Consider the following 26,018-nt stretch of genomic DNA (forward strand, 5'->3'; position numbering starts at 1 on the left):
CACCGGGGACACCGGATCGTTGCTCCGGACGGCGCGGCGCACCCGCGCCGTCGGCTCGGGCGGCGAGGGGTGACGCATGACGCGTGAGACGGACAGCGGCGGCGGCCTGGACCGGCAGGCGGTCGTGCTGGCGGCCGGACTGGCGGATCTGGCGGTGAGCACGCCGGGCACCGCCGTGGGGACGCTGCGCGGGCTGCTGCGGCGCTCCGACGGGGCGGAACTGGTCGCGGAGGCCGAGCGGGACCTCATGGCCCGCGGCCGTCTCGTGCTGGACCGCCACGCCGCCGGGCCCGCGCATCTGGAGGTCCTGGCACGCCGGGTGGCGGCACGCCGGCCGGTGGCCGACGCCGATCCCTGACCGCTGGGACCCGTCGGCGTTCAGGGCCCGCGTCGACGACACCCTGCGCTCCTTCCTCTCGGCGGAGACCGCGCGGTACGCGGCGGTCGACCCGGACCTGGAACCGGTGGCGGCACGGATCCGGGCAGCCGCCCGGCACGGCAAGCGGCTGCGTGCGGCGTTGTGCTACTGGGGCCGGCGCGCGGCCGGACAGCCCGACAGCGACGCCCTGGTCCGGGCGGCGGCCTCGATGGAGCTGGTCCATGCCGCCGCGACCGTCCACGACGACCTCATCGACGACGGCCCCGTTCGCCACGGTCTGCCCACCGCGCACCGCTCGCTGTGCTCGGTCCTGCGGGACCGGCCCGACGCCGCGCCGGCGGCCCGCTGGCCGGCCATGCCGGTCGGCGACCATCTGATGGCCCTGGCGGGGCAGTCGTTGACCATCTGATGGCCCTGGCGGGGCAGTCGTTCGCGGCGAGCGGCCTGCCCACCGCCTACCTGGCCCGGGCCCGGCCGCTGTGGGCGGCGCTCGACCGGGATCTGACCGCGGGGGCCTGCCTGGAGATCCTGCACACCGGCGGCAGCCCGGACACGGCGGTGTCGTTGCACCTCGTCCGGTACAAGACGGCGAAGTACACGGTGGAGCAGCCGCTTCTGTGCGCTACGTCTCCACGGCAGGCGCCCCGCTGCCGGACGGGCTGCCGGACGCGGCCCGCGAGTACCTCGAGGCGACGGCCGCACCCCCGTCCTGGGTGGACTGGGACCGGACGGAGAAGGCCCGGCTGTTCCTCATCGACAACAACGTGCACATCTCCACCGCCCTGTCGTTCGCCGCCATGCCCGCCTGCTACGTCGTCCCGCACGTGGCGAGGCTGCTGTCCACGACGCACGGCCTGGACTACCCCTCCAGGCGCATGGCGGACGGGGCAGTTCACCGTCCTGCTCATGCAGCCGGGCGCCTTCGAGGCGGGCAGCCGTTTCGTCCCCGCCGCCCAGAAGGTGCGCCTGCTGCACGCGTCGATCCGCCACCACCTGCGGCGCGAGGGCCGCTGGGACGAGGGCTCGCTGGGAGGCACGGCAGTTCCTCGACCTGTACATGCTGCGCCACATGGGCCCGTCGGAGGAGGGGCCCGGCTGACGCGGCAGCTGATCGACCTGTACGAGGAGGTCGTGCCGGGCACCTTCTTCGACCCGGTCGTCTCCGCCCTGATCCACTATCTCGTCGGCGACGCCTGCGGCGACTGGCTCGGCGTTCCGCGCACCGCCTGGGACGGCGTGGTCAGGGTACTGCCGAGTCTGCTGGGGGTGCCGGAGGGCATCGAGGGCCGCTCGCCGCTCGGAGCCTGGGCCCTGGACCGCCTCGGTCACCTGACGACCGTGTTCGAGCTGTCGTCGCCGACCCGCGGACGGGTCATGCACTACGCCATCCCCGAGCAGCTCGAGAAGGAGTACGGCGTCTCCGCGGCGGTGCCGCCCGGCCGGCGGTGGTCACCACCGCCGGCCACCGTCTGACGAGCCGCCCGCTCAGCGCACCGGCACCGCCAGGTACTGGTGCTCCAGGAACTCCTCGATCCCCGCCCGGCCGCCCTCCCGGCCCAGTCCGGACTGCTTGACCCCGCCGAACGGTGCCGCCGGGTTGGAGACGAGGCCGGTGTTGAGGCCGACCATGCCCACCTCCAGGCGTTCGCCGACGCGCAGCGCGCGGTCCAGGCCCTCGGTGAAGACGTAGCCGACGAGCCCCCAGGGGGTGTCGTTGGCGCGGCGCACCACCTCGTCCTCGTCGTCGAAGACGAGGATCGCCGCGACCGGGCCGAAGATCTCCGTGCCCATCAGCCGGCTGCCCGGGTCGACGCCGGTGAGCACGGTCGGCGGATAGAAGAAGCCGGGCCCCTTCGGCGTACGGCCGCCGACGAGGACCTGGGCGCCGCGCTCCACGGCGTCGGCGACCAGCTCCTCGACCTTGGTCCGGCCGTCGGCGTCGATCAGCGGTCCGACGTCGACGCCGTCCCGGGTGCCGGGTCCCACGGAGAGCGCGCCCATCCGGGCGGCGAGCCGTTCGCCGAACTCGGCGGCCACCGACCGGTGGACGAAGAACCGGTTGGCGGCGGTGCACGCCTCGCCCATGTTCCGCATCTTGGCGACCATCGCGCCGTCCACGGCCCGGTCCAGGTCGGCGTCGTCGAAGACGATGAAGGGCGCGTTGCCGCCGAGTTCCATGGAGGTGCGCACGACGGTGTCGGCGCACTGGGCGAGCAGCAGCCGCCCGACCGCCGTGGAGCCGGTGAAGGACAGTTTGCGGATGCGGCCGCCGCGCAGCAGTGGCTCGCAGACCTCGCCGGCGCGGGAGGTGGTGACGACGTTGAGGACGCCGTCCGGCAGCCCGGCCTCCGCCAGGATCGTGGCGAGCGCGAGGCTGGACAGCGGGGTCTGCGGGGCCGGTTTGAGCACCATGGTGCAGCCGGCCGCGACGGCCGGGCCGATCTTGCGGGCGCCCATGGCGAGCGGAAAGTTCCACGGGGTGATCAGCAGGCAGGGCCCGACCGGGCGGCGGCCGAGCAGCATGCGGGTGCGGCCGTCGGGCAGGACGCCGTAGCCGCCGTCGACGCGCACCGCCTCCTCCGAGAACCAGCGCAGGAACTCGGCCGCGTACGCCACCTCTCCCCTGGCCTCGGCCAGCGGCTTGCCCATCTCCGCCGTCATCAGGCGGGCGAGGTCGTCGGTGCGGGCGAGCAGCGTCTCGTGGGCACGGCGCAGGATCTCACTGCGGGCCCGGGGCGCCGTGCGCGCCCACTCCTGCTGCGCCCGCACGGCAGCGTCCTCGGCGGTCCGGGCGTCCTTGGGGCCGGCGTCGGCGACCCGGCACAGCGCCTCGCCGGTGGCCGGGTCGCTCACGGCCATGGTGGCGCCGTCCGCGGCGTCCACCCAGGTGCCGCCGATGAACAGGCGCTTGGGTACCGCGGTCAGGAAGTCCGTCGTCGTCACCGCATCACCCGTCGTCGTCACCGCGTCGCCCGTCATCGTCACTCCGTCCCCGCGGTGCCGGCCTCGACCGCCCTCGTCCACGCCGCCAGCCCCTCGTCCACCGCCGTCTCGTCGACGACGAGCGCCGGGATCATCCGCACGACCTGGTTCCAGGCGCCGCACAGCAGGAGCAGCAGGCCCTCGTCGACGGCGGCGCGCTGGACGCGGGCGGCGGTCGCGGGGTCCGGGTCGCCGTCCTCGGTGACGAACTCGGTGCCGAGCATCAGCCCGAGGCCCCGGACGTCGCCGATGGCCGGGGTGCGTGCGGCCACCGCCTCCAGGCCCCGCCGCAGCCGGTCGCCCATCGCCTCGGCGTTCGCCACCAGCTTCTCGTCCCGTACGACGTCGAGGGTGGCGCAGGCCCCGGCGCAGGCGACGGCGTTGCCGCCGTAGGTGCCGCCCTGGGAACCGGGCCACGCCTTGCGCATCAGCTCTTCGGGGGCGGCGATGCCCGACAGCGGGAAACCGCTGGCCAGGCCCTTGGCGGTGACGAGGATGTCGGGGGTGACGCCGAAGTGGTCGTGTCCCCAGAACCGGCCGGTGCGGCCGACGCCGGTCTGCACCTCGTCCAGGATCAGCAGGAAGCCGTGCCGGTCGGCGCGTTCGCGCAGCCCCTGGAGGAAGCCGGCGGTGGCGGGCACGTAGCCGCCCTCGCCGAGCACCGGCTCGACGATGACGGCGGCGGTGTCGGCGGGCGGGGAGACGGTCTGGAGGGTGTAGTCGAGTTCCTTCAGGGCGAAGCGGGTGGCGGTCTCCTCGTCCCAGCCGTACCGGTAGGCCGTCGGGAACGGGGTGACCACGACTCCGCTCATCAGCGGGGAGAAGCCGGAGCGGAAGCGGGTGCCGGAGGTGGTCATGGCCGCCGCGGCGACGGTGCGGCCGTGGAAGCCGCCGTGGCAGACCAGGACGTTGGGCCTGCCGGTGGCCTGCCGGGCCAGGCGGAGCGCGGCCTCCACCGCCTCGCTGCCGGAATTGGTGAAGAACAGGCTGTCCAGTCCGGCCGGCAGCACCTCCCCGAGTTTGTCGACCAGCCGGCGCAGCGGCTGGTGCATCACCGTCGTGTACTGGCCGTGGATCAGCGTGCCCACCTGCTCCTGCGCCGCCGCCACGACCCTGGGGTGGCAGTGGCCGGTGCTGGTGACGCCGATGCCGGCGGTGAAGTCGAGGTAGCGGCGGCCGTCCTCGCCGTACAGGTGGACGCCCTCGCCCCTGACCGCCACCACCGGGGTGGCCTGGCGGAGGTGCGGCGACAGTGCGGTCATATCGTCTCCCGGCCGTGCGTGGTCTGGTCGTGTCCGGTCGTGCCCGGTCGCGGTCCGCCGGCTGGGTGGACCGCCCCGGTTCCGAGCGTCCCGGCCGCTTCCGGCCCGGGCAAGGGATGAACTGTCCGTTCCGGTGGCCGGCTCCGGACGATCTGTCCAGCGGCGCCGCTTGCCCCCGCGGCCGGGCGGGCAGGGAGGGACCGTGAGCGAGAACCTCCCCATCACCGGGGCGCGGAGCCAGGGCGGCGGTGCCGCCCGCGGCGCCGGCCGGGACGCGCCCGGGCCCGGGCCCGGGCCCGGCCTCACCGTGGCCGACGTGCTGTCGCTGCCCGTCGTGGCCGCGGGCCGCCCGCGGGTCGTCACGGGTGCCCCGGGGCTGGACCGGACCGTGCGCTGGGTGCACATCACGGAGCTGACCGACCCTGCCTCCTTCCTCAAGGGCGGCGAGCTGGTCCTGACGACCGGGATGCCGCTGCCCGAGGACGCGAGGGCGGTGCGCCGCTACGTGGACGAGCTGGCCGACGTGGGCGCGGCCGCCCTCGTCATCGAGCTGGTACGGCGCTTCCACCGGCCGCCGGAGGCCCTGGTCCGGGCGTGCCGGGCGCGCGGACTGCCCCTGGTCGGCCTGGCGAGGGACGTCAACTTCCTGGAGGTCACCCAGGTCGTGCACGCGCTGATCCTGGGCAGCCAGGAGCAGGCGATGCGCCGCGCCCAGCGGGTCCACGAGCAGTTCACGGCGCTGACGCTGCGCGGCGCGGGCGCCGAGGAGGTGGTGCGCGCGGCGGCGGAGTTGAGCGGACGCACGGTGGTGCTGGAGAACCTGGTGCACCAGGCGCTGGTCTGCGAGCCGGCCGGCGGCACCGTGGAGGCCGCCCTCGGTGGCTGGGAGCGCCGGTCCCGGGCCGCGCCGTCCGGCGACCGTACGGAGGTGTGCGGTCCCGAGGGCTGGCTCGTGGCGCCGGTGGAGTACCAGGGCGAGCGGTGGGGCCGTGTGGTGATGCTGCCCGCCCCCTCGGTGCCGGAGGACGTCCGGGCGTACGGCGGAGCGCCGGAGGACGTCCGGGCGTTCGGCGGCGAGGACGTCCGGGCGTACGGTGGCGAGGACGTCGTCGTCCTGGAGCGCACGGCGATGACGCTGACCATCGCCCGCCTCATCCACCCCGCACCCTGGGAGCGCACGGCGCATCGCGGGCTCCTGCGCGACCTCGCCGGGCAGCGGCACCGCTCCGCCGGGGACGCCCGGGCCCGCTGCGCCGGGCTGGGGCTGCCCACCGACGGCTGCCGCTATCTCGCCGTCCTCGCCCGGACCGGCCCCGCCGGCGGCGACGCGGGCGGGACCGAACCGCGGCTGGCCACGGAGCTGGCCTCGGCCGGCGTGGCCGGTCTCGTCGGCGAAGTGGCGCCGGGCCGGCTCGCCGTCCTGCTGGCCCTGCGATCCGAGCAGCCCCGGCATCCGGTCCTGGACCGTCTGGCCCGCACCGTCCGGGGGCTCGACCCCGGGGCGGTGGTCAGCGCGGGCACGGAGGTCACCGACCTCGCCCACGCCGCGCGTTCGTTCCGGGAGGCGGCGCGCGTGGCGGAGGCGACTCCGCCGGGCGAGCCCCCGCCCACGGGCCGCGCCTACCACGAACCCTCCGACATCGGCCTGCGCCGGCTGCTCTACGCGCTGCGCGAGGACGTGCGGGTGCAGGAGTACGCGGAACGGCAGCTCGGACGGCTGGTCGACCACGACGCGCGGCACGGCACCGACCTGCTGACGACCCTGCGCCACTACCTCGAAGCGGCCGGCAACAAGACGACGACCGCCCGGCTGGGCAACGTCTCCCGGGAGACGGTCTATCAGCGGCTGCGCACCGTGGAGCGGCTCCTCGGCCGCGACCTCGAATCGGGAGCGCAGCGCACGGAGTTGCACGTGGCGCTGGCGGTGCTGGAGGCCCTGCGAGCGGGCTGAGCGGCCGCGCCGGTCCCGCGAGGCGGCGCACCCGGCGACGCGGTCCGCCCCGGCCCGGGCGTAGCGGACCGGCGACATCGGCTTCTCCTCGTACTTCTGACTGCTGCGCCGAGTTCAGCGACGGCACGAGCGCCAGGGGCGGCCCCGTCCACCCGCCCGAGACCCGCGTCGTGCGCGCCTGACGACGGCGCCCCGCGGCGGTCGGCCGCGGCACGCGCGGCGGCACGCGCGGCAGCAGGCGCGGCACGCGCGGCGGCAGTTGCAACGGCAGGCGCGGCACGCGCCCGGCCACCGCCGCGCCCCGCGGCCGGCTTTCGACCGGTCCCCCGCACCGGGCCCGGCGCGATCTGGTCGAGACCTCTGGCACTCGTCGGCCGGGAGGCGGGCCGTCCGGCCCGGCCGCCGGCCTCGGCTCCGGGCAGGACGAGGGCGGTGCCGCCACATGTCACCGCCCCTGCGGGCGCGGGCGCGGTACCGGCCGCCGACGGTCGTACCGCTGCCGGACCCGGCCGGGCGGCCACCTACGCTTTTCCGTCAAGTTCCGCAGCAGGCACACAATTGCTCCACACAGACCTCACCATGTGACGCGACGGACACGTCGGCGACCGGCGTCATGGGGGGCGGCGGCGTGAGCAACGGGGTGGGGGACGTTCCGCGTGGAGCAGCCCACTCCTGCCCTGGGGAGGGAATCGCACCGCATGAAGCGGACCATTCGCACGACGGCGCTCGCCGCCGGCCTGCTGCTCGCCGCGTCGGGCCCGGAGGCGGGCCCGGCCCGGGCGGACGCCCCGGCGCCACGGGTCGACCTGCGGGTGCTGCCGCAGCAGAGCGAGGACAACCCGCATCCCGGGCCCGCCCTCGCCGACACCGGCATCGCCCGGCTGGCCTCGGACAACTCCCGGGCCCCCGCGCAGCGCCGGGTCGGCCCGGCCACCACGGTCCCCCGCCATCCGATGAACGTCTTCCACAACGCCGGGCGGGCGGCCGAGAAGGTCGACGAGTACAACTGGATCCACACCGGCCGCGCCCAGGGGGGCAGCGGCATCTGCGAGGACCGCCCGGCCACCACGACGTGTCTGCCCGACCCGCTGGACACCGCCACGGGGTACACCGTGCCGCTGGAGACCCGCATCGCCCTCGGCCACGTCCTCACCAACGACCCCAGGCCGCACTTCGTCCACCAGTCGAACCTCGCCGAGGACCGCATCGCCCACCCGGTGCTCGACGGCGTGCTCGGCGGCTACGCCCGCCTGTTCGCCGACGACACCCCCGTGGTCCACCTGCGGATGAAGGGCATCGGGGCGGAGCTGGAGCGCCGGGCCCGCTGGCAGGGCGCCCTCGCGGACGGCCGGGTCACCGCCTACCGCGTCGGCACCACGGTGACCGTGCGAGCGCCCGGCGGTGTGCCGGTGCCGGCGACGATGCCCGAGGGCATCCGGCACGGCGACGCGGACTTCGGCGGCGCCTACGCCGGGGCCAGGTCGGGGTGGGCCGTCTCCACCGGTGAGCCGCTGACCCTCACCGTGCCTCCGGCCGCCGCCCCTCCGGCCGCGACCGCCACACCGGGCGGGCCCGCCACCGCACCGGACGGGCCCGCCGCCGCCTCGTCCACGGCCCCGGACACCCGCGTCGCGGCCGGGGTGTCCGACCCGGTGCCGTACGGCCGGGAGCGCTGAGCGGCCCCGCGCGGCCGTGTCCCGGACGCCGGCCGACGTCCGGGACACCCACCACACCCAACCCGTCACCGCGGGACCGACCACCGCTGCCCGGCCCGTCCGGCCGGCCCGGGGTCCGGCCCTCCCCGCACCTCGCCCGTGGAGCACCTCCATGCACGTTCACCGCGGCGCGCGGCGCTCCGGCGCGCAACGCGTCACCCTGCTCACCGAAGGCACCTATCCGCACAGCCACGGCGGCGTGAGCGTCTGGTGCGACCAGCTCGTCACCGGGATGCCCGACCTGGAGTTCGACGTCACAGCCGTCACGGGCACCGGACGCGAGCCGCTCGTCTGGGACGTCCCCGGCCACGTCCGGCGGGTCGTCTCCGTCCCGATGTGGGGACCGCCGCCGCGGGGACGCCCGCCCCGCGGGCGGTCGCGCAACCGGCTCGCCGCCGCCTACGAGCGGTTCCTGACCGCCCTGTTCGACCCGCGCGCCGAGGAGGGGTTCGGCCCCGCCCTGTACGCCCTGGCCGGGGCGGCGACGGACGGACACCTCAGCTGCTTCCTGCGCGGGGACCGGGCCATCACCATCCTGACCGGGGTGTGGAACCGCCCGGGGCTGGCCGTCCGCGAGGCCCGGCCGACCCTGCACGACGCGGTCACCGGCACCGCCCTGCTGGAGCACGCCCTGCGCCCGCTGGCCGCGCCCTGTCCCGAGGACGGCGTCGCGCACGCCGTCAGCGGCGGGCTCGCCGTGCTCCCCGGGCTGACCGGGCGGGAGCGGCACGGGGTGCCGCTGCTGCTGACCGAGCACGGCGTCTACCTGCGCGAGCGCTACCTCGGGTACCGCACCGCGCCGTACCGGTGGCCGGTGAAGGCGCTCGTCCTGGGCTTCTTCCGGCTGCTGGCGGAGGAGACCTACCGGCGGGCCGCGCTGATCACGCCCGGCAACCGCTACAACCGGCTCTGGGAGGAACAGGGCGGTGCCGCCCCGGGGTCCATCCGGACCGTCTACAACGGCGTGGACCCCGCCGCGTTCCCGCCCGCGGGACCCGAGCCCGCGCGGCCCGTGCTCAGCTGGGCGGGCCGGGTCGACCCGATCAAGGACCTGGAGACCCTCGTGCGGGCCTTCGCCCTGGTCCGGGCCCGGCTGCCCGAGGCCCGGCTGCGGCTGTTCGGCGGCACCCCGCGCGGCGGGGAGGCCTACCGGGAGCGGTGCGAGGCCCTGGCCGCCGAGCTGGGCCACGCCGACGCGGTCACCTTCGAGGGCCGCGTCGACGACATCAGGGACGCCTACGCCGCCGGGAACGTCGTGATGCTCTCCAGCATCAGCGAGGGCTTCCCCTTCACCCTGATCGAGGCCATGTCCTGCGGGCGGGCGACGGTCTCCACGGACGTCGGCGGGGTCCGCGAGGCCGTGGGCGACACCGGCCTGGTGGTGCCGCCGCGGGACCCGGAGGCCATGGCCGCCGCCGCGCTGGAGCTGCTGCGCGACACCGAACGGCGCAGGGCGATGGGCGAGGCGGCGCGGCTGCGGGTGATCGAGCAGTTCACCCTGCGGCGGACCATCGACACCTTCCGGTCGATCTACCGGGAACTCGCCGGCGGCGGCGGCACGCGCCCCGTCGCCGACGTGCCCGGCGCCCGCACGGCGGACGTCCCGATGCGGAGGGCGACCGTATGAGCGGGCCCATGTCCCTGGAACCTCCCGGGCGCCACGACACCCTGGCGCTGCGCCTGGCCGACGAGCGCACCCTGGCGCTGCGGGTGGCCGGCGCCGCGCCGGGCCCCTCGACGCAGCGCGACGCCGTCGACGTCCTCGCCGCCGAACTCGCCGACCGCGTCGCGCCCGCCGTACACCCCTACGAGGTGGCCGCGCTGCTGGAGTCGGAGGGCCTCACCGGCGAAACGGTCCGCGAACGCTACGGCCACCCGGACCTGTTCTCCCTGGCCGCCGCCCTGTACGAGCGGACACCGCGGTCCTTTCCCGAGCCGCCGCGCCCGGCCGACCCCTGGCGCCCCGACACGGTCCGCTGCGCACTGCGCGGGGCGCTGTTCGCCCTGCCCGGCCTCGCCTACCTCCTCGCCGGCCGGCTGATCCCGGGGGACGGCACGGTCCCGGCGCTGGTGGTGGCGGCGCTGGTCTCCTGGGCGTGGGGCCTGGCGCTCGCCCACCGGGCGTATCTGCGACTGGCCACCGGCCGGCGGGAGGCCGCCCTGGCCCTGGGCACGGGCGCTCCGCTGGGCGCGGCGGCGGCGGCCGCGGCCGGCACCGCCCTCGCCGGCCCGGGGGTCACGGCCCTGGCCGCCGGCGCGCAGGCGGGGTATCTCGCGGCGGCGGGCGTCCTGCTGGTGCTGGGCCGTGAGCGGCTGCTGCTGGCGGTGCTGCTGCCGGTGACCGCCGGAGCCGCGGCGCTGCCGTGGTGGGAGCCGGGGAGCTGGCTGCGGATGGCGCTGCCGCTGTCGTCGGTCCTCGGGGCGGTCGCCGCGGCCGGCTGGGCGCTCCGCCGCGATCTGCGCCACGCGCCCGTGCCGCACGACGCCCGGCCAGGCCTGCTGCTCTCCCTGCCGTACGGCCTGTTCGGGCTGGCCGCCGGGGCGCTGGTGCTGCTGGCCGGACGTGAACACCCCTGGTCGGTGGTGGTGCTGACCTTGAGCATGGGGCCGGCCGAGTGGCTGCTGTTCCGCTGCCGCGGCCTGTGCGTGGCCGCGCTGCGTGCCGCCCGCACCCCCGCGGGCTTCCGGCTCCGTTCGACCGCGGTCCTCGCCGGCTGCCTGCTGCTCTACCTCGGTCCGCTGGTGCCGGCCGCGCTGCTCACCGGCGCCCCGCCGGCCACGCTGCTGCCGCTCGCGGCGGTGCTGTGGACCGCGCTGCTGCTCCAGGCGTTCGAGGTGGCCTGGCCGCCGGCCGCCGTCGGTCTCGGGGCCGCCGGCACCGCCGGAGCGCTGCCGCTGCTGGGCCTGCCACCGGGTCCGGGCGCCCTCCCGCTGTGCTGCGCCGTGGCCCTGGCCGTCCTGGCGGCCCGCGCGGCGGCGCTGCTGGGCCGGCCGGCCGCCCATGGCTGACCCCGTGCGGCGGGCCCCGCGCCCGCCCGTGTCCGAAGCGTTCACCGCTCGCGCCGACCAGGGCGCGACCGACCGGAAGGAACCCCTGTGACCACCGCACCGCTCGCCGCCGTCACCGGAGCCGAGGGATTCATCGGCTCGCACCTCACCGAAGCGCTCGTCGCCTCCGGGCACCGGGTGAGGGCCATGGCGCAGTACAACTCCTTCTCCTCGTACGGCTGGCTGGAAACCCTCTCCCCCGACGTCCTCGCCGAGGTCGACATCGTCCTGGGCGACGTCCGGGACCCGGGCTCCGTCCGCCACCTCGTGGAGGGCGCGGACTGCGTGTACCACCTGGCGGCCCTCATCGCCATCCCGTACTCCTACCGCGCCCCGCACAGCTACGTGGACACCAACGTCACCGGCACCCTCAACGTGCTGGAGGCGGTCCGGGCGGCGGGCACGCCCCGGCTGGTGCACACCTCCACCAGCGAGACCTACGGCACCGCGCGGACCGTGCCGATCACCGAGGACCATCCCGTCAACACCCAGTCCCCGTACGCGGCGTCGAAGGCGGGCGGCGACCGGCTCGCCGACAGCTACCACGCCAGCTTCGGCACCCCCGTCGTCGTCCTGCGGCCGTTCCACACCTACGGCCCCCGCCAGTCGATGCGCGCCGTGATCCCCACCGTCATCGGGCAGGTGGCCGCCGGGGAGCGCACCATCACCCTGGGCGATCTGCGCCCCACCCGGGACTTCACCTTCGTGCGGGACACGGCGCGGGCGTTCCTCGCGGTCGGCACCGCGCCGGCCGAGCGGGTGGTGGGCCGCACCTTCAACGCCGGCACGGGGGGCGAGATCTCCGTCGGCGACCTGGTCGCGCTCATCGGCAAGGTCATGGACACCGCCCTCGACGTCCGCGAGGACACCGAACGGCTGCGGCCCGCCAACTCCGAGGTGATGCGGCTGGTGGCGGACGCGAGCCGGCTGACCGCGGCGACCGGCTGGCGGCCGGAGCACGACCTGGAGCAAGGCCTCGGCCACACCGCGGAGTTCTTCCGCGACCCGGCCAACCTCGCCCGCTACAAGACCGGCATCTACAACATCTGACCCGGCCGGCACGTTCCCGAAGAAGCAAGGAGGAACCCCATGCACGCAGTGATCCTGGCGGGAGGCAAGGGTGTCCGGCTGCGGCCCTACACCACCGCGCTGCCCAAGCCGCTCGTACCGATCGGCGACCAGCACGCCATCCTGGAGATCGTGCTGCGCCAGCTCGCCACGGCCGGCTTCGCCGGCTGCACCATCGCCATAGGCCACCTGGGCGAGATCATCCGCGCCTACGTCGGCGACGGCTCCCAGTGGGGGCTGACCGTCGACTACTCCACCGAGGACAGCCCCCTGGGCACCATGGGCCCGCTGCTGACGATGCGGGACCGGCTGCCCGACCACTTCCTGGTGATGAACGGCGACGTCCTCACCGATCTCGACTTCGCCGACGTCCTGCGCCGGCACCGGGCCGGCGGAGCACCGCTGACGATCGCCACGTACGCCCGCAAGGTGCACATAGACTTCGGTGTACTGACCACCGACGCCGGCCAGGTGGTCGGTTTCACCGAGAAGCCGAGCATGGACTACCGGGTCTCGATGGGCGTGTACGGACTCTCCCGCGACACGCTCGACGGCTACACCCCCGGGCTGCCGCTGGGCTTCGACGAGCTGGTGCTCGACCTGTTGAAGGCGCAGAACCCGCCGCACGCCTACGAGTTCGACGGCTACTGGCTCGACATCGGCCGCCCCGACGACTACGACCGTGCCAACGCCGAGTTCACCAGCCGCAAGTCGCTGCTGCTGAAGGGGGCCTGACCACCGCATGCGCATCCTCGTCCTGGGCTCCACCGGCTACCTCGGGGCCCATCTCGTCGAACGGCTGACGGCGCGCACCGGCACGGAGGTCCTCCGCGGAGGCCGTTCGGCGGACGCCGACGTCCGCGTCGACCTGGCCGCGGCAGCGCCGGACCGGCTGGCCGGGGCGCTCGCCGAGACCGCGCCCGACACCGTGGTGAACTGTGCCGGGGCGACCGGCGGCGACCCGGTGACCCTGGCGGAGGTCAACGCCCGCGGTCCCGCCGTGCTGTGCGCGGCACTGCGGGCCTCCCGGCCCGGGGCCCGGCTCGTCCACCTCGGGTCGGCCGCCGAGTACGGGCCGGGGACGGCGGCGTCCCGGGCCGCGGAGTCGGGGGCCACCCGGCCGGTGACGGCGTACGGCGCCACGAAGCTGGCCGGGACGGTCACCGTCGCCGCCTCGGACCTGGACGCGGTGGTGCTGCGGGTCGGCAACCCGGTGGGGCCCGGGGCGCCGTCGTCCGGCCTGCCGGGCCGGGTCGCGGGCCTGCTGCGCGCGGCGGGCACCGGACCGGACGCCGTGCTCCGGCTCGGCGACCTGTCCGCGTACCGGGACTTCGTGGACGTACGCGACGTGGCGCGGGCGGCCGAGCTGGCCGCGGTGCTGCCCGGCCCCCTGCCCCGCGTCCTGAACGTCTCGGGCGGGGAGGCCGTGCCGGTGCGCGACCTGGTGCACACCCTGGCCGAGATCGCGGGCTTCCGGGGCCGGGTGGAGGAGCGGGGCGCCGGCTCCGCCCGCTCGGGGGAGGTGTCCTGGCAGTGCTCCGACGTCTCGGCCGCCCACACCGCCCTCGGCTGGCGCCCGGCGCACACGCTCCGGGAGTCCCTGGCGGCGCTGTGGGCGGCGGTGCGGGCGCCCGTCGGAGCCGGCGGAGGCGAGAGCCCGTCATGAGTCTGCTCGTGCCGTTGTACGTCCACCCCGCCGAGGACCCCGGCGCCTGGCACCGTCTCGTCTCCGCGGCCGGCCGCACCTACGGGGTGGTGCTCAATCCGGCCGACGGGCCGGGCAGCGGTCCCGACCCGGCGTTCACCGCGGCGGCCCGGGCGCTGCGCGCGGCGGGTGCCCGGGTGCTCGGCTACGTCGACACCGACTACGGCACCCGTGCCGCGGCCGAAATCGAGGCCGACGTACGGCGGCACCGCGCGTGGTACGGGGCGGACGGCTGCTTCCTGGACCAGGTGAGCGCGGACGCGTCCGGGACCCGCTTCTACCGGCAGCTGGTGCGGTCGCTGCGCCGCGCGGGCACCGGCACCGTGGTGCTCAACCCCGGCGTGCACCCGGCCCCCGGTTACGCCCGCTTCGCCGATCTGCTCGTCACGTTCGAGGGGCACTGGTCGACGTACGTGTCCGCCTTCAGCCGACCGGACTGGACGCTGCGCCACCCGCCCGAGCGGTTCTGCCACCTGGTGTACGGCGTGCCCGAGCCGCTCGCGCCGCTGGCCGTGCGCACCGCGCGGGAACGCGGCGCGGCCGTCTCGGGGCCGGTCCCGGGAGAGCCGCCCAACCCGTGGTCCCGGCTGACCCCGGCGCTGACGGACACCCGGCGGTGAGGGGGCGGAGCTGGGTGTGCGCGGTGCTGGCGGCCGTGCTGGTGGCGTCCCTGGCGGGATGTTCCGGCGGCGGCGACCGCGGGCGGTGGTGGCGGCCCCGCCCCGGACTGGCCTGGCAGTGGCAGCTCGACGGCCGCGTGGACACGTCGGTGGACGTGCCCGTCTACGACATCGACGGCTTCGAGAACACCGCGGCGGACGTGGAGCGGCTGCACCGCGCCGGCCGCAAGGTGATCTGCTACGTCAACGTGGGCGCGTGGGAGGACTTCCGGCCGGACGCGGACGCCTTCCCGGCGGCCGTGCTCGGCGAGCCCAACGGCTGGCGGGGCGAGCGCTGGCTGGACATCCGCCGGACCGCGGTGCTGCGGCCCCTGATGGAGCGGCGGCTGGACATGTGCCGGGACAAGGGGTTCGACGCGGTGGAGCCGGATCTGACGGAGGGGTACGGCAACCGCACCGGCTTCCCCCTCACCGCGCGCGACCAGCTCCGGTACAACCGGATGATCGCCGCCCTCGCGCACGAGCGGGGCCTGGCGGTGGGTCTGAAGAACGATCTGCCGCAGATCGCGCAGCTCGTCGGGGACTTCGACTTCGCCGTCAACGAGGAGTGCGCGCAGTACGGGGAGTGCGCGCTGCTGCGGCCGTTCACGAAGGCGGGCAAGGCGGTCTTCCACGTGGAGTACGCGGAACCGCCGCACCGTTTCTGCCCCGTCTCCCGCGCGCTGGGACTGTCGTCGATGCGCAAGAGGCCGGACCTGGGAGTGTGGCGCGAACCGTGCGCGGATTCCGGACGGGACCGAACGGCCGAAGGTGGTGCGGCGGCGGCCCCGGTGAGCCGGTAGACCTGGAGGGGAGCCACCACGGGCCGGCCCCGGGACCGGGGCCGCCCGGCCGGGGCACCGCACCGGCACCTCGCACACGGACCAGCACCCCAGGGGACGGAGGCTGTTCGATGGCCGGCATCGCAGGCGGGACCACGGCGGGTGCGGCACCGGCCGGCCTCCGGTCACCGGGGATCGTGCTGGGCGTGGGCCTGGGCGGGTTCGTCGACGGGATCCTGCTGCACCAGCTCTTGCAGTGGCACCACATGCTCACCAGCACCGACCAGGACCATATCAGTGTGAAGTACTACGATCCGGACACCGTCTCCGGGCTGCGGATGAACACCGTGTGGGACGGCGTCTTCCACACGGTGTGCTGGCTGGCCGTCCTCGTCGGGCTGGCGGTCCTGTACTCCCGGGTGACCCACGACCGGCGGCGGGTGTGGACCTCCCGGGTGCTGTGGGGCTGGGTGCTGGTGGGCTGGGGGCTGTTCAACCTGGTGGAGGGCGTCCTGGACCACCATGTGCTGGGCATCCACCACGTCTACGCCGGGGACGGCCAGGTCTGGTGGGACATCGGCTTCCTGGTCCTGGGCGCCCTGTTCGTCGCCGGCGGCCTGCTGCTCGTGCGCGGCGGGCGGCCGGTCGACCCGGACTCCCCCGCCGGGCGCGCCTGATGGACCACGGCACCCATCCCGCGGAGCACGGTGCGGGGCCCGGCCCACTGGACGTGCTGGTACCCGCGGCCGTCCTCCTGGTGTGCGCCGCCGGTTACCTCCGTCTCGTCCACCGGGCCCGGCTGCGCAACCCCGTCCAGGCTCCGAGCCCGTGGCGCACCGCCTCCTTCCTGACCGGTCTGGCCCTGCTGGCGGCGGCGCTCCTGCCGCCGCTCGCGCCGTTCGCGCACACCGACTTCCGCGGCCACATGGCCCAGCACCTGCTGATCGGCATGTACGCCCCGCTCGCCCTGGTGCTCGGCGCGCCGGTCACCCTGCTGCTGCGCGCCCTGCCGGCCGCACGGGCCCGGACGCTGACCCGCGTCCTGCACAGCCGTCCCTGCCGTGTCGTGTCCCACCCGGGTCTCGCCCTGCTGCTGTCCGCGGGCAGCCTCGTGGTGCTCTACTTCACCCCGCTGTACGGCACGCTGACCGCCCATCCGGCCGGCCACTGGCCGCTGCACGTCCACTTCCTGCTGGCGGGCTGTCTGTTCGCCCACGTCATCGCCGGCCCCGACCCCTCCCCCGCCCGGCCCGGCGTCCGTACCCGTCTGGTCTGCCTGGGCTGCGCGATCGCCGTGCACGCCGTCGTCTCCCAGCTGATGTACGGCGGGTTCTGGGTGGACGTCCCCGCACCCGTGACGCAGGTGCGGGGTGGTGCGGAGCTGATGTACTACGGCGGCGACATCGCCGAGCTGCTGCTGGCCGGCGCGCTCGTCGCCACCTGGCGGCCCGAGCGGCGCCCCCGCACCGCTCGCCCGGCGCGGACGGCCCCGAACAGCGGCTGACGGCCCTCGCCCAGGCCGCCGCGGGCCGCCTCGGGGGCCGGCACCGGCCATCGGGGCCGGGGACCATCCAGGTGGGTGTGCCGGTCCGGAGCGGCTCAGGGCGGCCGGTCGCGGGCGTCCGAGGCCCGGGGCCCGTCGTCCGGGCGCGGGTCACCGGCGTCCGCGCGCCGGGCGCGGGCGTCGTCTCGCCGCCGGGCGCGGGCGTCGTCCGGGCGCCGGGCGGGCGGGGGTTCGCCCGCCGTGAGGTGCTCCAGCACCTCGACCAGTTCCTGACAGGCCCGTTCCACCGAGCGCCGGGTGTTGAGCTGCTCGGTGATCACGGCCGACAGCAGCAGCGCGGTCAGGGCCATGGAACCGTTGAAGGCCTGGAGCTTGACCATCACCTCGACCTCGGTCAGCCGCCGGAAGTCGCCGATGTCCTCCGTGGCCGCGATGGTCGTCATCACCGAGGCGGCCAGGGCGCACAGCAGGCTGCCCGCGAGCTGGAACCGCAGCGCGGCCCAGATCAGCAGCGGATAGATCAGGAACAGCGCGCTGACGGTGCTGAACGCGGCCACGGGAATCACCACGCAGGCCACGACGGTCATCCCCGCGGCCTCCGCCCACTTCCAGCGCGGACCCCGCGGCGGCCAGCGCACGCGGTACAGCAGGAGCAGCAGCGGCGTGACGATCACGACGCCCATCGCGTCGCCCACCCACCAGGCCAGCCAGACCGGCCAGAAGCTGTCCCAGGCGAGCTTGTCCGTCCCGACGAGCAGCCCGACACCGATGCTCGCGCTGATCAGCATGCTGGCCAGGGCGCCGATGAACACCAGTGCGACCCCGTCCCGCAGGCGGCTGAGGTCGGTGCGGAATCCGACCCGGCGCAGCAGGAGGTAGGCGCAGAGGGGGCCGGCGGTGTTCCCGAACAGGGTGCCGAGGACGGTCGGCTGCAACGGGGTCAGGTACATCACGACGAGCAGTGCGCCGACGGCGATCCCCGGCAGGGCGCGCAGCCCGAGGACGAACAGGAAGGCGACCGCCACCCCGGCGGGCGGCCACAGCGGGGTGACGACGGCCTCCTCCACCACCAGCCCCCGCAGCAGCCCCAGCCGTCCGGCCGCGTAGTAGCACGCCGCGACGACCAGCGTCTCCAGGGCGAGGACGACCGGTCGGGGCCAACCACGGATACCCACCACGCAGTCATCAGACACCGGCGCGGCCGTGGCGGCGAGGCGGGAGTGTCCGGGTGGCCGCCCTACGGATGAAACGTCCGCCCGTCGTGGCCGACCACCAGGACGGCCGCGTCGTCCTCGTGTCCGACGTGTTCGGCGTTCTTGATCACGGCAGCGGCCAGCGACGCCGCCTCCATTCCGGCGACGGCGGCGATGCCGGCGAGGCGGACCACCTGGCCGAGGCCCTCGTCGAGGCTCAGCAGCGGGCCCTCCACCACCCCGTCGGTGAGCAGGACGAAGACGCCGCCCGTGGTGAGCCGGTACCGGGTGACCGGGTACTCCATGCCCTCCTGGACGCCGAGCGGCGGGCCGCCCGCGTCCTCGGAGACCCCCGACCTGCCGTCCGCCGTGGCCCACACGCACGGCACATGCCCGGCGCGGGCGCTCTCCAGCGTCCCGGCGAACGGGTCCAGCCGCATGAACGTGCAGGTGGCGAAGAGGTCGGTGCCCAGGGTGAGCAGCAGGTCGTTGGTGCGGGCGAGCAGGTCGCCCGGTTCGCTGGTGACGGAGGCGAGGGCGCGCAGCGCGACCCGCACCTGCCCCATGAACGCCGCGGCCTCGGGGGTGTGCCCCTGCACGTCGCCGACGGAGAGCCCGATCCGGCCGTCGGGCAGGGAGAAGGCGTCGTACCAGTCGCCGCCCACGTTGAGCCCGGAGTAGGCGGGCGAGTACCGCACGGCCAGGTGTATGCCGGGGACGTCGGGCATGTCCCGGGGCAGCATGCCGCGCTGGAGGGCGATGGCCAGCTCGACCTGCGACCGCTGCATCGCCGCGACCTCGCGCGCCTGGGCGGTCAGCAGCCCGAGCCTGGCCAGCAGCTCGTCGCCCTCGTCCGGTGAGCGCTTGCGGGACATTGATCACTCCGGGATGCCGAGAACCCGCTCGGGGCACATTCTCCTACATTGCCCCTTCTGCCGTGCGGCGGCGACAGCCACCGGGCCGGTGCGCGGCCGAGAGCCACCGGCCATGATCACGGCGGTCCTGCTGACGGCACTGCACACTGTGCACGACCTCCGGGCCCGCCCGGAGGTCGTGGTGAACGCGGTGTCGCCACCGCTGCGGGAGCACGTGGAGCGGCTCGCCCCGCCGGCGGGGGCCGACCCGGTGCCGCCGGGCAAGTGCGGGGCGTTCCGCCACGAGGGTGACGGGTTCGTCGCGGCGGGGCCGACGCCGGTGGACTCCCACCTCGTGGGGCCGCCTTCGTCCGGAGACGGCCGCGAGTGCCGTGGGCGCACGGCAGCCGGGCCGGCGGGCGGGAGGGGCCGTCCGCCCGCCGGACGGCGGGAGCGCGTCAGCCGGTGGCGCAGCGGGTGCCGTCGAGCGTGAACTGCGTCGGGGCGGTGTTGGCCGTTCCCCGGCCGGCGGTGAAGCCGACGGTGACCGGGCCTCCGGCGGGGATCGTGGCGGTGTACGAGGCCGGGACGAGCCTGAGCTCGGCACCGTTCTGGGCCGGCGTCGCGCCCCACATGCTGGAGACGGTCTGGCCGTCGGCGAAGGAGAAGCCGAGCGTCCAGCCGGTCAGGGCGGCGGTACCGGTGTTGCGGAGCACCATCTCGCCCTGGAAGCCGCCGGGCCACTCGTGGACGACGCGGTACCGGACGGAACAGGAGACGCCGGGCGTGCCGCCGTCCCCGTCGGTCGTGACGGTCACGGTCGCCGAGCGGGCCGACCGGTTCCCGGCGGCGTCGCGGGCGTAGACCCCGAACGTGTACGCGGTGCCCGCGGTCAGGCCGGACACGGTGACGGTGGTGCCGGTGGCGGCGGCGACCGTCGTCTCGTCGGCGCCGTCCACGCGGACGACGTCGTAGCCGGTGACGCCGGTGTCGTCGGTGGCGGCGGCCCAGCCCAGGGTGACCGAGGCGGCCGTCACGGCGGAGGCGACCGGGGCGCCGGGAGCGGTCGGCGCCCGGGTGTCGCCGGGGGCGGTGCCGCCGTAGACCGTGGCCTCCTTCGCCGTACGGGCGATGCCGTCGGCCCCGTTGAAGACGCGCTCGCCCCAGCCGCTGAGCCGGCCGGGGTCGAAGTCGACGGCCAGGTCGAGGACGGGGTCGGTGTTGCCGCTCCAGGACCAGGCCAGGTAGCCGAGCCCGAGCCGCTCGGCGGCGGCCATCATGGTGTCCTCGTCCGGGTCGCCCCACTGGTCGGGGGGACCGCCGAACTCGCCGATGACCAGGGGCAGACCGGCGGCGACGTAGGCGTTCAGGTAGTCGGTGATCTCCTGGGCGGTGTCGTAGACGCTGTACATGTGGATGGAGAAGACCAGGTTGCCGGTGGGGTCGGCGGCCTGCACGGACCGGGCCTCGGCGCGCATGACGCCCTGCCAGTCCTGGCCCCAGTTGGGCGCGTCCACCATCAGGGTGTGCTCGAACCCGGCGGCGCGCAGCTTCTCGACGGCCGCGATCGTCGGTGCGGTCCAGCCCTCCGGGTCGGTGTTCCCCCAGGGCTCGTTGCCGATGTTGACGACGACGTGATCCTCCTCGCCGGCGAGGACGTCCTTCAGCCCGATCCAGTAGTCGGCGGCGTGGTCCAGGGTGCCGGCCGCGGCCTCCTCGCCGTAGCCGGTGGTGTCGTGCACCTCCAGGACGCAGATGAGCCGGTTGGCCTTGCAGTCGTCGACGACGCGCGCCACGTCCTCAGGGCTGTTCTCCGTCCAGCGGTGGCCGTCGGAGAGGACGACCCGGACGGTGTTGGCGCCCAGCGCCTTGATGTCGGCCAGCGATCCGGTCTCGCCGGGGTACCAGGTGTGGGCGTGGTTGACGCCCCGCATGACGAAGTCGTTGCCGTTGCCCTCCACCAGGCGGCCGTCGCGGACGTGCAGGCCGGCGGCGAGGGCGGCGTCGGCCGTCCCGGCCCGAGCGTCCGGGGCGAGGGCGCCGAGGACGACCAGGCCGAGGAAGGCGGCCAGTCCGGCCAGTGCTCCGGTCCGCAGCCGGTGCCGGGCGGTGCGCAGCAGGTTTCTCATGGCGGCTCCAGGAGTGGGGGGGTGGGGGCGGGAGTGATCCATCGGAGTGATCGACCGGAGTGACCATGGGAGCGCTCCCACACTCAGGCCTCCCATCAACTCACTACGCCGCGTACACGTCAAGATGGTCGGCCGCCGCACGCGCGTGCGGCGGACACGGGCGTGGCGCTCCCCGCGGCCGGGTATCCCCCGGACAGCCCAGGGCGCGCGCCGGTGCCGGACCCCCGGACACCGACGCGCGCCGACCGCGCGGCACGGAGAGGTGGAACGGCATGTCGGACATCCACGGCCTGGAGCCGGTGGCGACGTTCTGCGGCAACTGCGACTGCGGCTGCCCCCAGTTGTTCGTCGACCCCGAAGCCCCGGCCGACCGCCGGATCGTGCTCACCGACGACTTCGGCCAGCGGGTGCAGATGAGTGCCGATCAGTTCTCGTCGCTCGTCGCGGAAGCCAAGGCCGGCGGGCTGGACGGCATCGCCCTGCCGTGACCCGGACGTCGGGCCCGGGCCCGGCCGCCCCCGCTCATCCGGCCTTTTTTGCGCGGTCTTTGCCGGCGGGGAACCCCTGCGGCGCCGGGGGCGTTCACCTGACGGGCCGTGCGCGAGCACGGCCCGGACCGACCAGGACCGACAGGCAGCACCAGAAGCCGAGGTGGCACCAGTGGCGATGTGGGACCGGATCAAGGACCAGGCCAAGACCTTTCAGCAGTCCCAGGGTTCCCGGGGCGGCGGCGGGCACGCGCCGGGGCCGTTCGGGGGTGGCCGGGGCCCGGGTTCGAGCTCGTCCTCCGGCGGGTCCAAGGCCCAGCTGATCGGCCTGTTCAAGACCCAGCTCGCCTCCGTCAAGACGGAGCTGAAGAGCGGTGCCTACCGCGACGCGAGCATGGCGATGTGCGCCCTGGTGGCCGCGGCCGACGGGCGCGTGGAGCCGGCGGAGCGGCAGCGCGTGGAGGAGCTGATCGTCACCAACGAGGTGTTGCAGAACTTCCCCGCGGACCAGCTCCGCCAGCGGTTCAACCAGCACGTGGACCGGCTCCTGGCCGACTTCCAGCAGGGCAGGGCCGAGGCGCTCCAGGTGATCGCCAAGGCCGCCAAGAAGCCTCAGGAGGCCCGCGCGGTGATCCAGACGGGCATGGTCGTCGCCGGCGCCGACGGGCACTTCGAGCCGGCGGAGCAGCAGGTGGTCCGCGAGGCCTGCGCCGCGCTCGGCGTGCCGCCCGCGGAGTTCGGTATCTGAGCCGCCGAACGCCCGGGGCCCGCCCCGGCACCCACCCCGCCGGAGCGGGTTGCCGCGCCCCCTGGGAGGATCACCGGGACCGTGCACAGGGAGGGTAGGGGACTTGGCCGTCGTGGTGCTGCTCGTCGTTCTGGCGCTCGTCGTCGGCGCGTGCGTCTGCGTGGTGCGGGCCGAGCGCGGCGGACCGCGGTGGGTCCGCGCCGTGGCGGCCGTGACCGTCTTCGCGAGCGATCTGCTGCGCTCCGCGACGAGCCGCGGGACATCCGGTCGCAGCACCGGTGACGACGGCTAGGCGCGCGCCCCGGGTCTGCCGGAGCCGCCGGGCGGCGCGCGTCGGGCCCCTACCGCGGGCGTCGGGCCCCTACCGCGGCGAGAAGTGGCCGTCGAGGTGGGGGCGGGCAGCGCGTGCGGCGTTGTTGTAGGCGCGTCGCAGGAGCTTGGCCACCGGGCAGGGCATGCCGTCCGCACCGCACTGCCGGCAGTTCTGCCGGTGCGTGTCGTACTCGTCGCGCGCCTGCGCGAGGCGGGCGAGAGGTTCGGCGGGCTGGTGCGCGGGGTGCATGCGGGCTCCCTGGGTGATCGGACACGTCGGCCCCAGATGGTTGCCTGAGGCTCACGCCTACGATCGTGATCTTGTTACTGGGAGTACGGCAACGTCGCCCCGGTCACATACCGGCTGGTCAGAAGCTTGAGATGGGCGACGGCCCGGTTCCGGCGCGCGAGCCGGAACCGGGCCGCCCACGAGGCGGGCGGCCTCAGTCGGCCTCGACCTCGAAACCGGCGCCCTGGTGGCTCTCGAACTCGCCGGCCCAGGTGACACCGTTCTCGCCACCGACGTTCATGAACTGACCCGCGGCCTTGTGGTCGAAGTAGCCGCCCTCGATCTCGACCGACTGCGGGCCGTCCGCGGCACTCGCGGTTCCTGCCCCCATCACCGCGGCCGCCACCGACAGCAGGCCGGCCGCCACGAATGTGCGCATACGCATACAAACCTCCGGTTTCACCATGGGTTGGGACGCCGTGATGCCTTCCCCTTCGGCGTCGGCGTTCCGCCGTGGCCGCATGATGATCACCCGAAAGCCATGGGCGCGTGCACCCGAAAGCCGGGGGCACGGGCGTCCGGAAGCCGGGGCACGGGCATCCCGAAGCCAGGAGCGGGTGCTCGCGGGTGCCGTGCGCCGCCGCTGACGCTCCCTCAGTCGCTCTCCTGGTCGGCGCCGGACGGGCGGAAGCAGGCGATGACGGTCTTGCCGTCCGGGCAGGGCCGCGCCTCCCAGCTGTCGGCCAGGGCGTCGACGAGCAGCATGCCGCGTCCGCCGAGCCCTTCCGCGCCGGGTTGGCGGGGCGCGGGCAGCTCTCTCGACCCGTCGTGCACGGCGACGTGCAGACAACGGTTGTCCCAGCTCATCACCAGATGCGCGGTGCTGTGCGCGTGGACGTGGGCGTTGGTGGCCAGCTCCGAGACGGTCAGCAGCACGGCGTCCGCGGTGGCCGGGTCGCTGCTCGTCCAGCCCAGAGTGCGGAGGTTGTGCCACGCCCAGTCCCGGGCGGCCTTCACTCCGCTGCCCACCGGCAGGGAGCGCGCCCACCCCACTGCCCGTACCGACGATTCACCCATGGCGGATGCCTTCCGGTTCGCGGCCTGCTCCGACACGACTGCCCGCTCCGGGCGGCCCTACGCGGCGGGGCCGTCCGGGAGTTCACGGGTCCCGGGAGTTCACCGGTCCAGGAGTCAGGGGCTCGCGGCGCCGCCGGGTGCCGCTCTCAGCGCGGGGCGGAGGCGGCGACGGCGGGCGAGTCCTCGTTGCGCAGCCAGACGGTCCGCTGCGGGAAGGGGATGTCGATGCCCGCGGCGTCCAGGGCCTCCTTGACCCGGCGCCGCAGTTCCCTGGTGACGCCCCACTGCTGGAGCGGCACCGTCTTGACCGCCAGCCGCACCAGGACGCCGTCGGCGTCCAGGGACTGCACGCCCCACACCGCCGGGTCCTCCAGCAGGACGCCGGCGAAGTCCGGGTCCTGGCGCATGGCCTTGCCGGTCTCCTCCAGCACCCGGTAGACCTCGTCGAGGTTGGCGTCGTAGGCCACGGACACGTCCAGCACGGCGCGCGCCCATTCCTGGCTGTCGTTGCGGACCCGGAGGATCTCGCCGTTGCGGATGTGCCACAGGCCGCCGTTGAGGTCGCGGACCTGGGTGAGGCGCAGGCCGACGTGCTCGACCTCGCCGACCGCCTCACCGAGGTCCACGGAGTCGCCGACCCCGTACTGGTCCTCGATCATGATGAGCATGCCGGAGAGGTAGTCGGCGACCAGGGACTGCGCCCCGAAGCCGATGGCGAGACCGACCACTCCGGCGCTGGCGAGCAGCGGTCCGAGGGCGATGCCGATCTGGTCGAGCACCATGGCCACACCGACCGCGAACAGGACGACGGACACGATGCTGCTGAGGACGGAGCCGATCGTCCGCGCCCGCTGCTCGCGCCGCTCCCGCGCCCGGGACCGGTCCCGGTGCAGCACCGCCGGACCGCGGCCCGGCCGGCGGCCCGTCTCCCCTCCGCCGTCGGCCGGCTCGAGGATGCGCTTGACCACGCGGGTGATGGCCCGCTTGGCCAGCATCCGGACCAGCGCGACGACGATCACGATGAGCGCGATGCGCAGCGGTATCCCGATCAGTTCGGAGGTGTGGTCACGCGCCCAGTCCGGCATCGTGGGCGCCAGCTCCATGGTCGGGTCCGTCGTCGGGCGGTCGGGTACGTACACCATGGACGGGTGCGCTCCGTTCCTCGGTCGGGGTGTCGGGACTGCGAGCCCCTACCCGGAACCGGGCGTTCCATGACGGTCGGTTCTGCGAGCGGCAGGGGGCGGGCGGCGTGTCGCCTCGCCGCCGCGGTCCGTCCGGACCCGGCCCGGCGCTGTCGCCGGCGGCGTCGCCCGCCGAGCGGGCGGTCCCGGCCCGGGCGTCGCGCGCGGTCGTCCCTCGTTCGGGTGGCCGCCCCGGGGGTCGTCACCTGGTCGGGTGAGCGCGGGCCGGACGCCTTCCGGTGCGTCGATAGGGTTCCGCGGTGACTTCCATTTCATCCGAAACGCCCGCTTCGACGACCGGTTCCCCGGGCACGCTCAGTGTCATGTGCTGGAGCACCGAGACTCCGGAGGGCACCGTTCCCTACCTTCTCGTCTGCTCGCTCGGCGACGGCGCGGACGGCCCGGAGGCCTCCGCGGCGGCCGTGGAACAACTGCTGCGCGACATCGGCCTGCCCCCGGGTGAGGGACTGGTCGACGCCGCCACCCGGCCGCGGCTGCCGATCAGCCTGCTCGTCGTGCCCAACTCCGCCGTCCTGACCGTGCTCCGGACCAACGCCCAGTTCGTGCCGCCGCAGTCCTGGCTGACCGCGGTCGACAAGCGCGGGGTCGCCTATCTCATCTTCGCCACGCGCCCCTGGCCGCAGGGCGCCGAGCCCGGCGATTCCCAGGCACTGACGGCGTTCGCCAACGACGAGGAGACCCTCGCGACGGCGGCCCACGTGCTGCTGCCCGCCAAGAAGCTGCGCACCTGA

At 75.0% G+C, this 26,018-nt stretch carries 24 protein-coding genes and 3 pseudogenes; 18 read left to right on the plus strand and 9 right to left on the minus strand.

The window, feature by feature from the left end:
* Positions 1–76 precede the first annotated feature (76 nt).
* The 3 genes and pseudogenes from ACZ45Q_RS21360 to ACZ45Q_RS21370 form a co-directional block, all read left to right on the plus strand.
* Complete coding sequence (locus tag ACZ45Q_RS21360; RefSeq protein WP_468263593.1) at positions 77–358, plus strand: polyprenyl synthetase; 282 nt, start codon at positions 77–79, stop codon at positions 356–358.
* Positions 351–997, plus strand: a pseudogene (locus ACZ45Q_RS21365) (polyprenyl synthetase family protein); the annotation flags it as partial. The gene ACZ45Q_RS21360 and the pseudogene ACZ45Q_RS21365, both read left to right, overlap by 8 nt.
* A pseudogene (locus tag ACZ45Q_RS21370) lies at positions 967–1,852 on the plus strand (oxygenase MpaB family protein); the annotation flags it as partial. The pseudogenes ACZ45Q_RS21365 and ACZ45Q_RS21370, both read left to right, overlap by 31 nt.
* A gap of 12 nt (positions 1,853–1,864) precedes the next feature.
* Here the strand turns inward: ACZ45Q_RS21370 and ACZ45Q_RS21375 are convergent.
* Together ACZ45Q_RS21375 and ACZ45Q_RS21380 are read right to left on the minus strand one after the other, a co-directional pair.
* Positions 1,865–3,358 carry an NAD-dependent succinate-semialdehyde dehydrogenase gene (locus ACZ45Q_RS21375; protein WP_468263596.1) on the minus strand — a complete coding sequence of 498 codons (1,494 nt, stop codon included), beginning with the start codon at positions 3,356–3,358 and terminating at the stop codon, positions 1,865–1,867.
* Positions 3,359–3,360: 2 nt separating this feature from the next.
* Positions 3,361–4,623, minus strand: coding sequence for an aspartate aminotransferase family protein (locus ACZ45Q_RS21380; RefSeq protein ID WP_468263598.1), 1,263 nt, complete (start codon positions 4,621–4,623; stop codon positions 3,361–3,363).
* 202 nt (positions 4,624–4,825) lie between these two features.
* Here ACZ45Q_RS21380 and ACZ45Q_RS21385 point away from each other — a divergent pair, with 202 nt between their 5' ends.
* The 11 genes and pseudogenes from ACZ45Q_RS21385 (at position 4,826) to ACZ45Q_RS21435 (ending at position 17,055) form a co-directional block, all read left to right on the plus strand.
* Positions 4,826–6,574: a PucR family transcriptional regulator gene (locus ACZ45Q_RS21385; protein ID WP_468263600.1), complete on the plus strand. Its 1,749-nt coding sequence runs from the start codon at positions 4,826–4,828 to the stop codon at positions 6,572–6,574.
* Between the two features lie 806 nt (positions 6,575–7,380).
* Positions 7,381–8,250, plus strand: a pseudogene (locus tag ACZ45Q_RS21390) (hypothetical protein); the annotation flags it as partial.
* Positions 8,251–8,401: 151 nt separating this feature from the next.
* A complete protein-coding gene (pelF, locus tag ACZ45Q_RS21395; protein ID WP_468263602.1) occupies positions 8,402–9,916 on the plus strand; it encodes a GT4 family glycosyltransferase PelF in 1,515 nt (504 codons plus the stop codon).
* A complete protein-coding gene (locus tag ACZ45Q_RS21400; RefSeq protein WP_468263605.1) occupies positions 9,913–11,298 on the plus strand; it encodes a hypothetical protein in 1,386 nt (461 codons plus the stop codon). The genes pelF and ACZ45Q_RS21400 overlap by 4 nt, the downstream gene beginning before the upstream one ends.
* Positions 11,299–11,385: 87 nt before the next feature.
* On the plus strand, positions 11,386–12,387 hold the full coding sequence (locus tag ACZ45Q_RS21405; RefSeq protein ID WP_468263608.1) for a GDP-mannose 4,6-dehydratase: 1,002 nt from the start codon (positions 11,386–11,388) through the stop codon (positions 12,385–12,387).
* Positions 12,388–12,426: 39 nt separating this feature from the next.
* Positions 12,427–13,140 (plus strand): nucleotidyltransferase family protein, encoded by a 714-nt coding sequence (locus tag ACZ45Q_RS21410; protein WP_468263611.1) that lies wholly within the window; start codon positions 12,427–12,429, stop codon positions 13,138–13,140.
* Positions 13,141–13,147: 7 nt separating this feature from the next.
* Positions 13,148–14,071 (plus strand): NAD-dependent epimerase/dehydratase family protein, encoded by a 924-nt coding sequence (locus ACZ45Q_RS21415; RefSeq protein WP_468263614.1) that lies wholly within the window; start codon positions 13,148–13,150, stop codon positions 14,069–14,071.
* Entirely contained in the window at positions 14,068–14,730 is a 663-nt protein-coding gene (locus ACZ45Q_RS21420) for a spherulation-specific family 4 protein (protein ID WP_468263617.1), read from the plus strand. The genes ACZ45Q_RS21415 and ACZ45Q_RS21420 overlap by 4 nt, the downstream gene beginning before the upstream one ends.
* On the plus strand, positions 14,727–15,572 hold the full coding sequence (locus tag ACZ45Q_RS21425) for an endo alpha-1,4 polygalactosaminidase (RefSeq protein ID WP_468263619.1): 846 nt from the start codon (positions 14,727–14,729) through the stop codon (positions 15,570–15,572). The genes ACZ45Q_RS21420 and ACZ45Q_RS21425 overlap by 4 nt, the downstream gene beginning before the upstream one ends.
* 110 nt (positions 15,573–15,682) lie before the next feature.
* A complete protein-coding gene (locus ACZ45Q_RS21430; protein WP_468263622.1) occupies positions 15,683–16,228 on the plus strand; it encodes a DUF2243 domain-containing protein in 546 nt (181 codons plus the stop codon).
* A complete protein-coding gene (locus ACZ45Q_RS21435) occupies positions 16,228–17,055 on the plus strand; it encodes a cytochrome c oxidase assembly protein (protein ID WP_468263625.1) in 828 nt (275 codons plus the stop codon). Before ACZ45Q_RS21430 ends, ACZ45Q_RS21435 begins: the two co-directional genes overlap by 1 nt.
* Before the next feature lie 95 nt (positions 17,056–17,150).
* Here the strand turns inward: ACZ45Q_RS21435 and ACZ45Q_RS21440 are convergent, their stop codons facing one another.
* The 3 genes from ACZ45Q_RS21440 to ACZ45Q_RS21450 all read right to left on the minus strand — a co-directional run bounded on the left by ACZ45Q_RS21440 (position 17,151) and on the right by ACZ45Q_RS21450 (position 21,231).
* Positions 17,151–18,233, minus strand: coding sequence for an MASE1 domain-containing protein (locus ACZ45Q_RS21440; RefSeq protein WP_468263628.1), 1,083 nt, complete (start codon positions 18,231–18,233; stop codon positions 17,151–17,153).
* A gap of 59 nt (positions 18,234–18,292) precedes the next feature.
* Positions 18,293–19,123, minus strand: a complete 831-nt coding sequence (locus tag ACZ45Q_RS21445) for a PP2C family protein-serine/threonine phosphatase (protein WP_468263631.1) — start codon at positions 19,121–19,123, stop codon at positions 18,293–18,295.
* 437 nt (positions 19,124–19,560) lie between these two features.
* Positions 19,561–21,231 (minus strand): cellulase family glycosylhydrolase, encoded by a 1,671-nt coding sequence (locus tag ACZ45Q_RS21450; RefSeq protein WP_468263634.1) that lies wholly within the window; start codon positions 21,229–21,231, stop codon positions 19,561–19,563.
* Positions 21,232–21,503: 272 nt separating this feature from the next.
* Here ACZ45Q_RS21450 and ACZ45Q_RS21455 point away from each other — a divergent pair, with 272 nt between their 5' ends.
* The 3 genes from ACZ45Q_RS21455 to ACZ45Q_RS21465 all read left to right on the plus strand — a co-directional run bounded on the left by ACZ45Q_RS21455 (position 21,504) and on the right by ACZ45Q_RS21465 (position 22,759).
* Positions 21,504–21,719 carry a hypothetical protein gene (locus ACZ45Q_RS21455; RefSeq protein WP_468263637.1) on the plus strand — a complete coding sequence of 72 codons (216 nt, stop codon included), beginning with the start codon at positions 21,504–21,506 and terminating at the stop codon, positions 21,717–21,719.
* Positions 21,720–21,891: 172 nt separating this feature from the next.
* On the plus strand, positions 21,892–22,467 hold the full coding sequence (locus ACZ45Q_RS21460; protein WP_468263910.1) for a tellurite resistance TerB family protein: 576 nt from the start codon (positions 21,892–21,894) through the stop codon (positions 22,465–22,467).
* Positions 22,468–22,579: 112 nt separating this feature from the next.
* Positions 22,580–22,759, plus strand: coding sequence for a hypothetical protein (locus ACZ45Q_RS21465; protein ID WP_468263912.1), 180 nt, complete (start codon positions 22,580–22,582; stop codon positions 22,757–22,759).
* Between the two features lie 69 nt (positions 22,760–22,828).
* On the opposite strand, the gene ACZ45Q_RS21470 is transcribed toward ACZ45Q_RS21465, so the two are convergent.
* The 4 genes from ACZ45Q_RS21470 to ACZ45Q_RS21485 all read right to left on the minus strand — a co-directional run bounded on the left by ACZ45Q_RS21470 (position 22,829) and on the right by ACZ45Q_RS21485 (position 25,227).
* Entirely contained in the window at positions 22,829–23,029 is a 201-nt protein-coding gene (locus ACZ45Q_RS21470; RefSeq protein WP_468263640.1) for a hypothetical protein, read from the minus strand.
* A gap of 193 nt (positions 23,030–23,222) precedes the next feature.
* Positions 23,223–23,453 (minus strand): hypothetical protein, encoded by a 231-nt coding sequence (locus tag ACZ45Q_RS21475; RefSeq protein WP_468263643.1) that lies wholly within the window; start codon positions 23,451–23,453, stop codon positions 23,223–23,225.
* A 209-nt stretch (positions 23,454–23,662) separates the two neighbouring features.
* Positions 23,663–24,085, minus strand: a complete 423-nt coding sequence (locus tag ACZ45Q_RS21480; RefSeq protein ID WP_468263646.1) for an ATP-binding protein — start codon at positions 24,083–24,085, stop codon at positions 23,663–23,665.
* 146 nt (positions 24,086–24,231) lie between these two features.
* On the minus strand, positions 24,232–25,227 hold the full coding sequence (locus tag ACZ45Q_RS21485) for a mechanosensitive ion channel family protein (RefSeq protein WP_468263649.1): 996 nt from the start codon (positions 25,225–25,227) through the stop codon (positions 24,232–24,234).
* Between the two features lie 299 nt (positions 25,228–25,526).
* Here ACZ45Q_RS21485 and ACZ45Q_RS21490 point away from each other — a divergent pair, with 299 nt between their 5' ends.
* Positions 25,527–26,018, plus strand: coding sequence for a DUF5949 family protein (locus ACZ45Q_RS21490; protein WP_468263652.1), 492 nt, complete (start codon positions 25,527–25,529; stop codon positions 26,016–26,018).

Source organism: Streptomyces sp. NPDC031049 (assembly GCF_055571015.1).

Coding starts and splice junctions, on each gene's coding strand:
- ACZ45Q_RS21360 (WP_468263593.1), top strand. CDS start 77: ATGACGCGTGAGACGGACAGCGGCGGCGGCCTGGACCGGCAGGCGGTC.
- ACZ45Q_RS21375 (WP_468263596.1), bottom strand. CDS start 3,358: ATGACGGGCGACGCGGTGACGACGACGGGTGATGCGGTGACGACGACG.
- ACZ45Q_RS21380 (WP_468263598.1), bottom strand. CDS start 4,623: ATGACCGCACTGTCGCCGCACCTCCGCCAGGCCACCCCGGTGGTGGCG.
- pelF (WP_468263602.1), top strand. CDS start 8,402: ATGCACGTTCACCGCGGCGCGCGGCGCTCCGGCGCGCAACGCGTCACC.
- ACZ45Q_RS21400 (WP_468263605.1), top strand. CDS start 9,913: ATGAGCGGGCCCATGTCCCTGGAACCTCCCGGGCGCCACGACACCCTG.
- ACZ45Q_RS21410 (WP_468263611.1), top strand. CDS start 12,427: ATGCACGCAGTGATCCTGGCGGGAGGCAAGGGTGTCCGGCTGCGGCCC.
- ACZ45Q_RS21415 (WP_468263614.1), top strand. CDS start 13,148: ATGCGCATCCTCGTCCTGGGCTCCACCGGCTACCTCGGGGCCCATCTC.
- ACZ45Q_RS21420 (WP_468263617.1), top strand. CDS start 14,068: ATGAGTCTGCTCGTGCCGTTGTACGTCCACCCCGCCGAGGACCCCGGC.
- ACZ45Q_RS21430 (WP_468263622.1), top strand. CDS start 15,683: ATGGCCGGCATCGCAGGCGGGACCACGGCGGGTGCGGCACCGGCCGGC.
- ACZ45Q_RS21435 (WP_468263625.1), top strand. CDS start 16,228: ATGGACCACGGCACCCATCCCGCGGAGCACGGTGCGGGGCCCGGCCCA.
- ACZ45Q_RS21445 (WP_468263631.1), bottom strand. CDS start 19,123: ATGTCCCGCAAGCGCTCACCGGACGAGGGCGACGAGCTGCTGGCCAGG.
- ACZ45Q_RS21450 (WP_468263634.1), bottom strand. CDS start 21,231: ATGAGAAACCTGCTGCGCACCGCCCGGCACCGGCTGCGGACCGGAGCA.
- ACZ45Q_RS21455 (WP_468263637.1), top strand. CDS start 21,504: ATGTCGGACATCCACGGCCTGGAGCCGGTGGCGACGTTCTGCGGCAAC.
- ACZ45Q_RS21470 (WP_468263640.1), bottom strand. CDS start 23,029: ATGCACCCCGCGCACCAGCCCGCCGAACCTCTCGCCCGCCTCGCGCAG.
- ACZ45Q_RS21475 (WP_468263643.1), bottom strand. CDS start 23,453: ATGCGTATGCGCACATTCGTGGCGGCCGGCCTGCTGTCGGTGGCGGCC.
- ACZ45Q_RS21480 (WP_468263646.1), bottom strand. CDS start 24,085: ATGGGTGAATCGTCGGTACGGGCAGTGGGGTGGGCGCGCTCCCTGCCG.
- ACZ45Q_RS21485 (WP_468263649.1), bottom strand. CDS start 25,227: ATGGTGTACGTACCCGACCGCCCGACGACGGACCCGACCATGGAGCTG.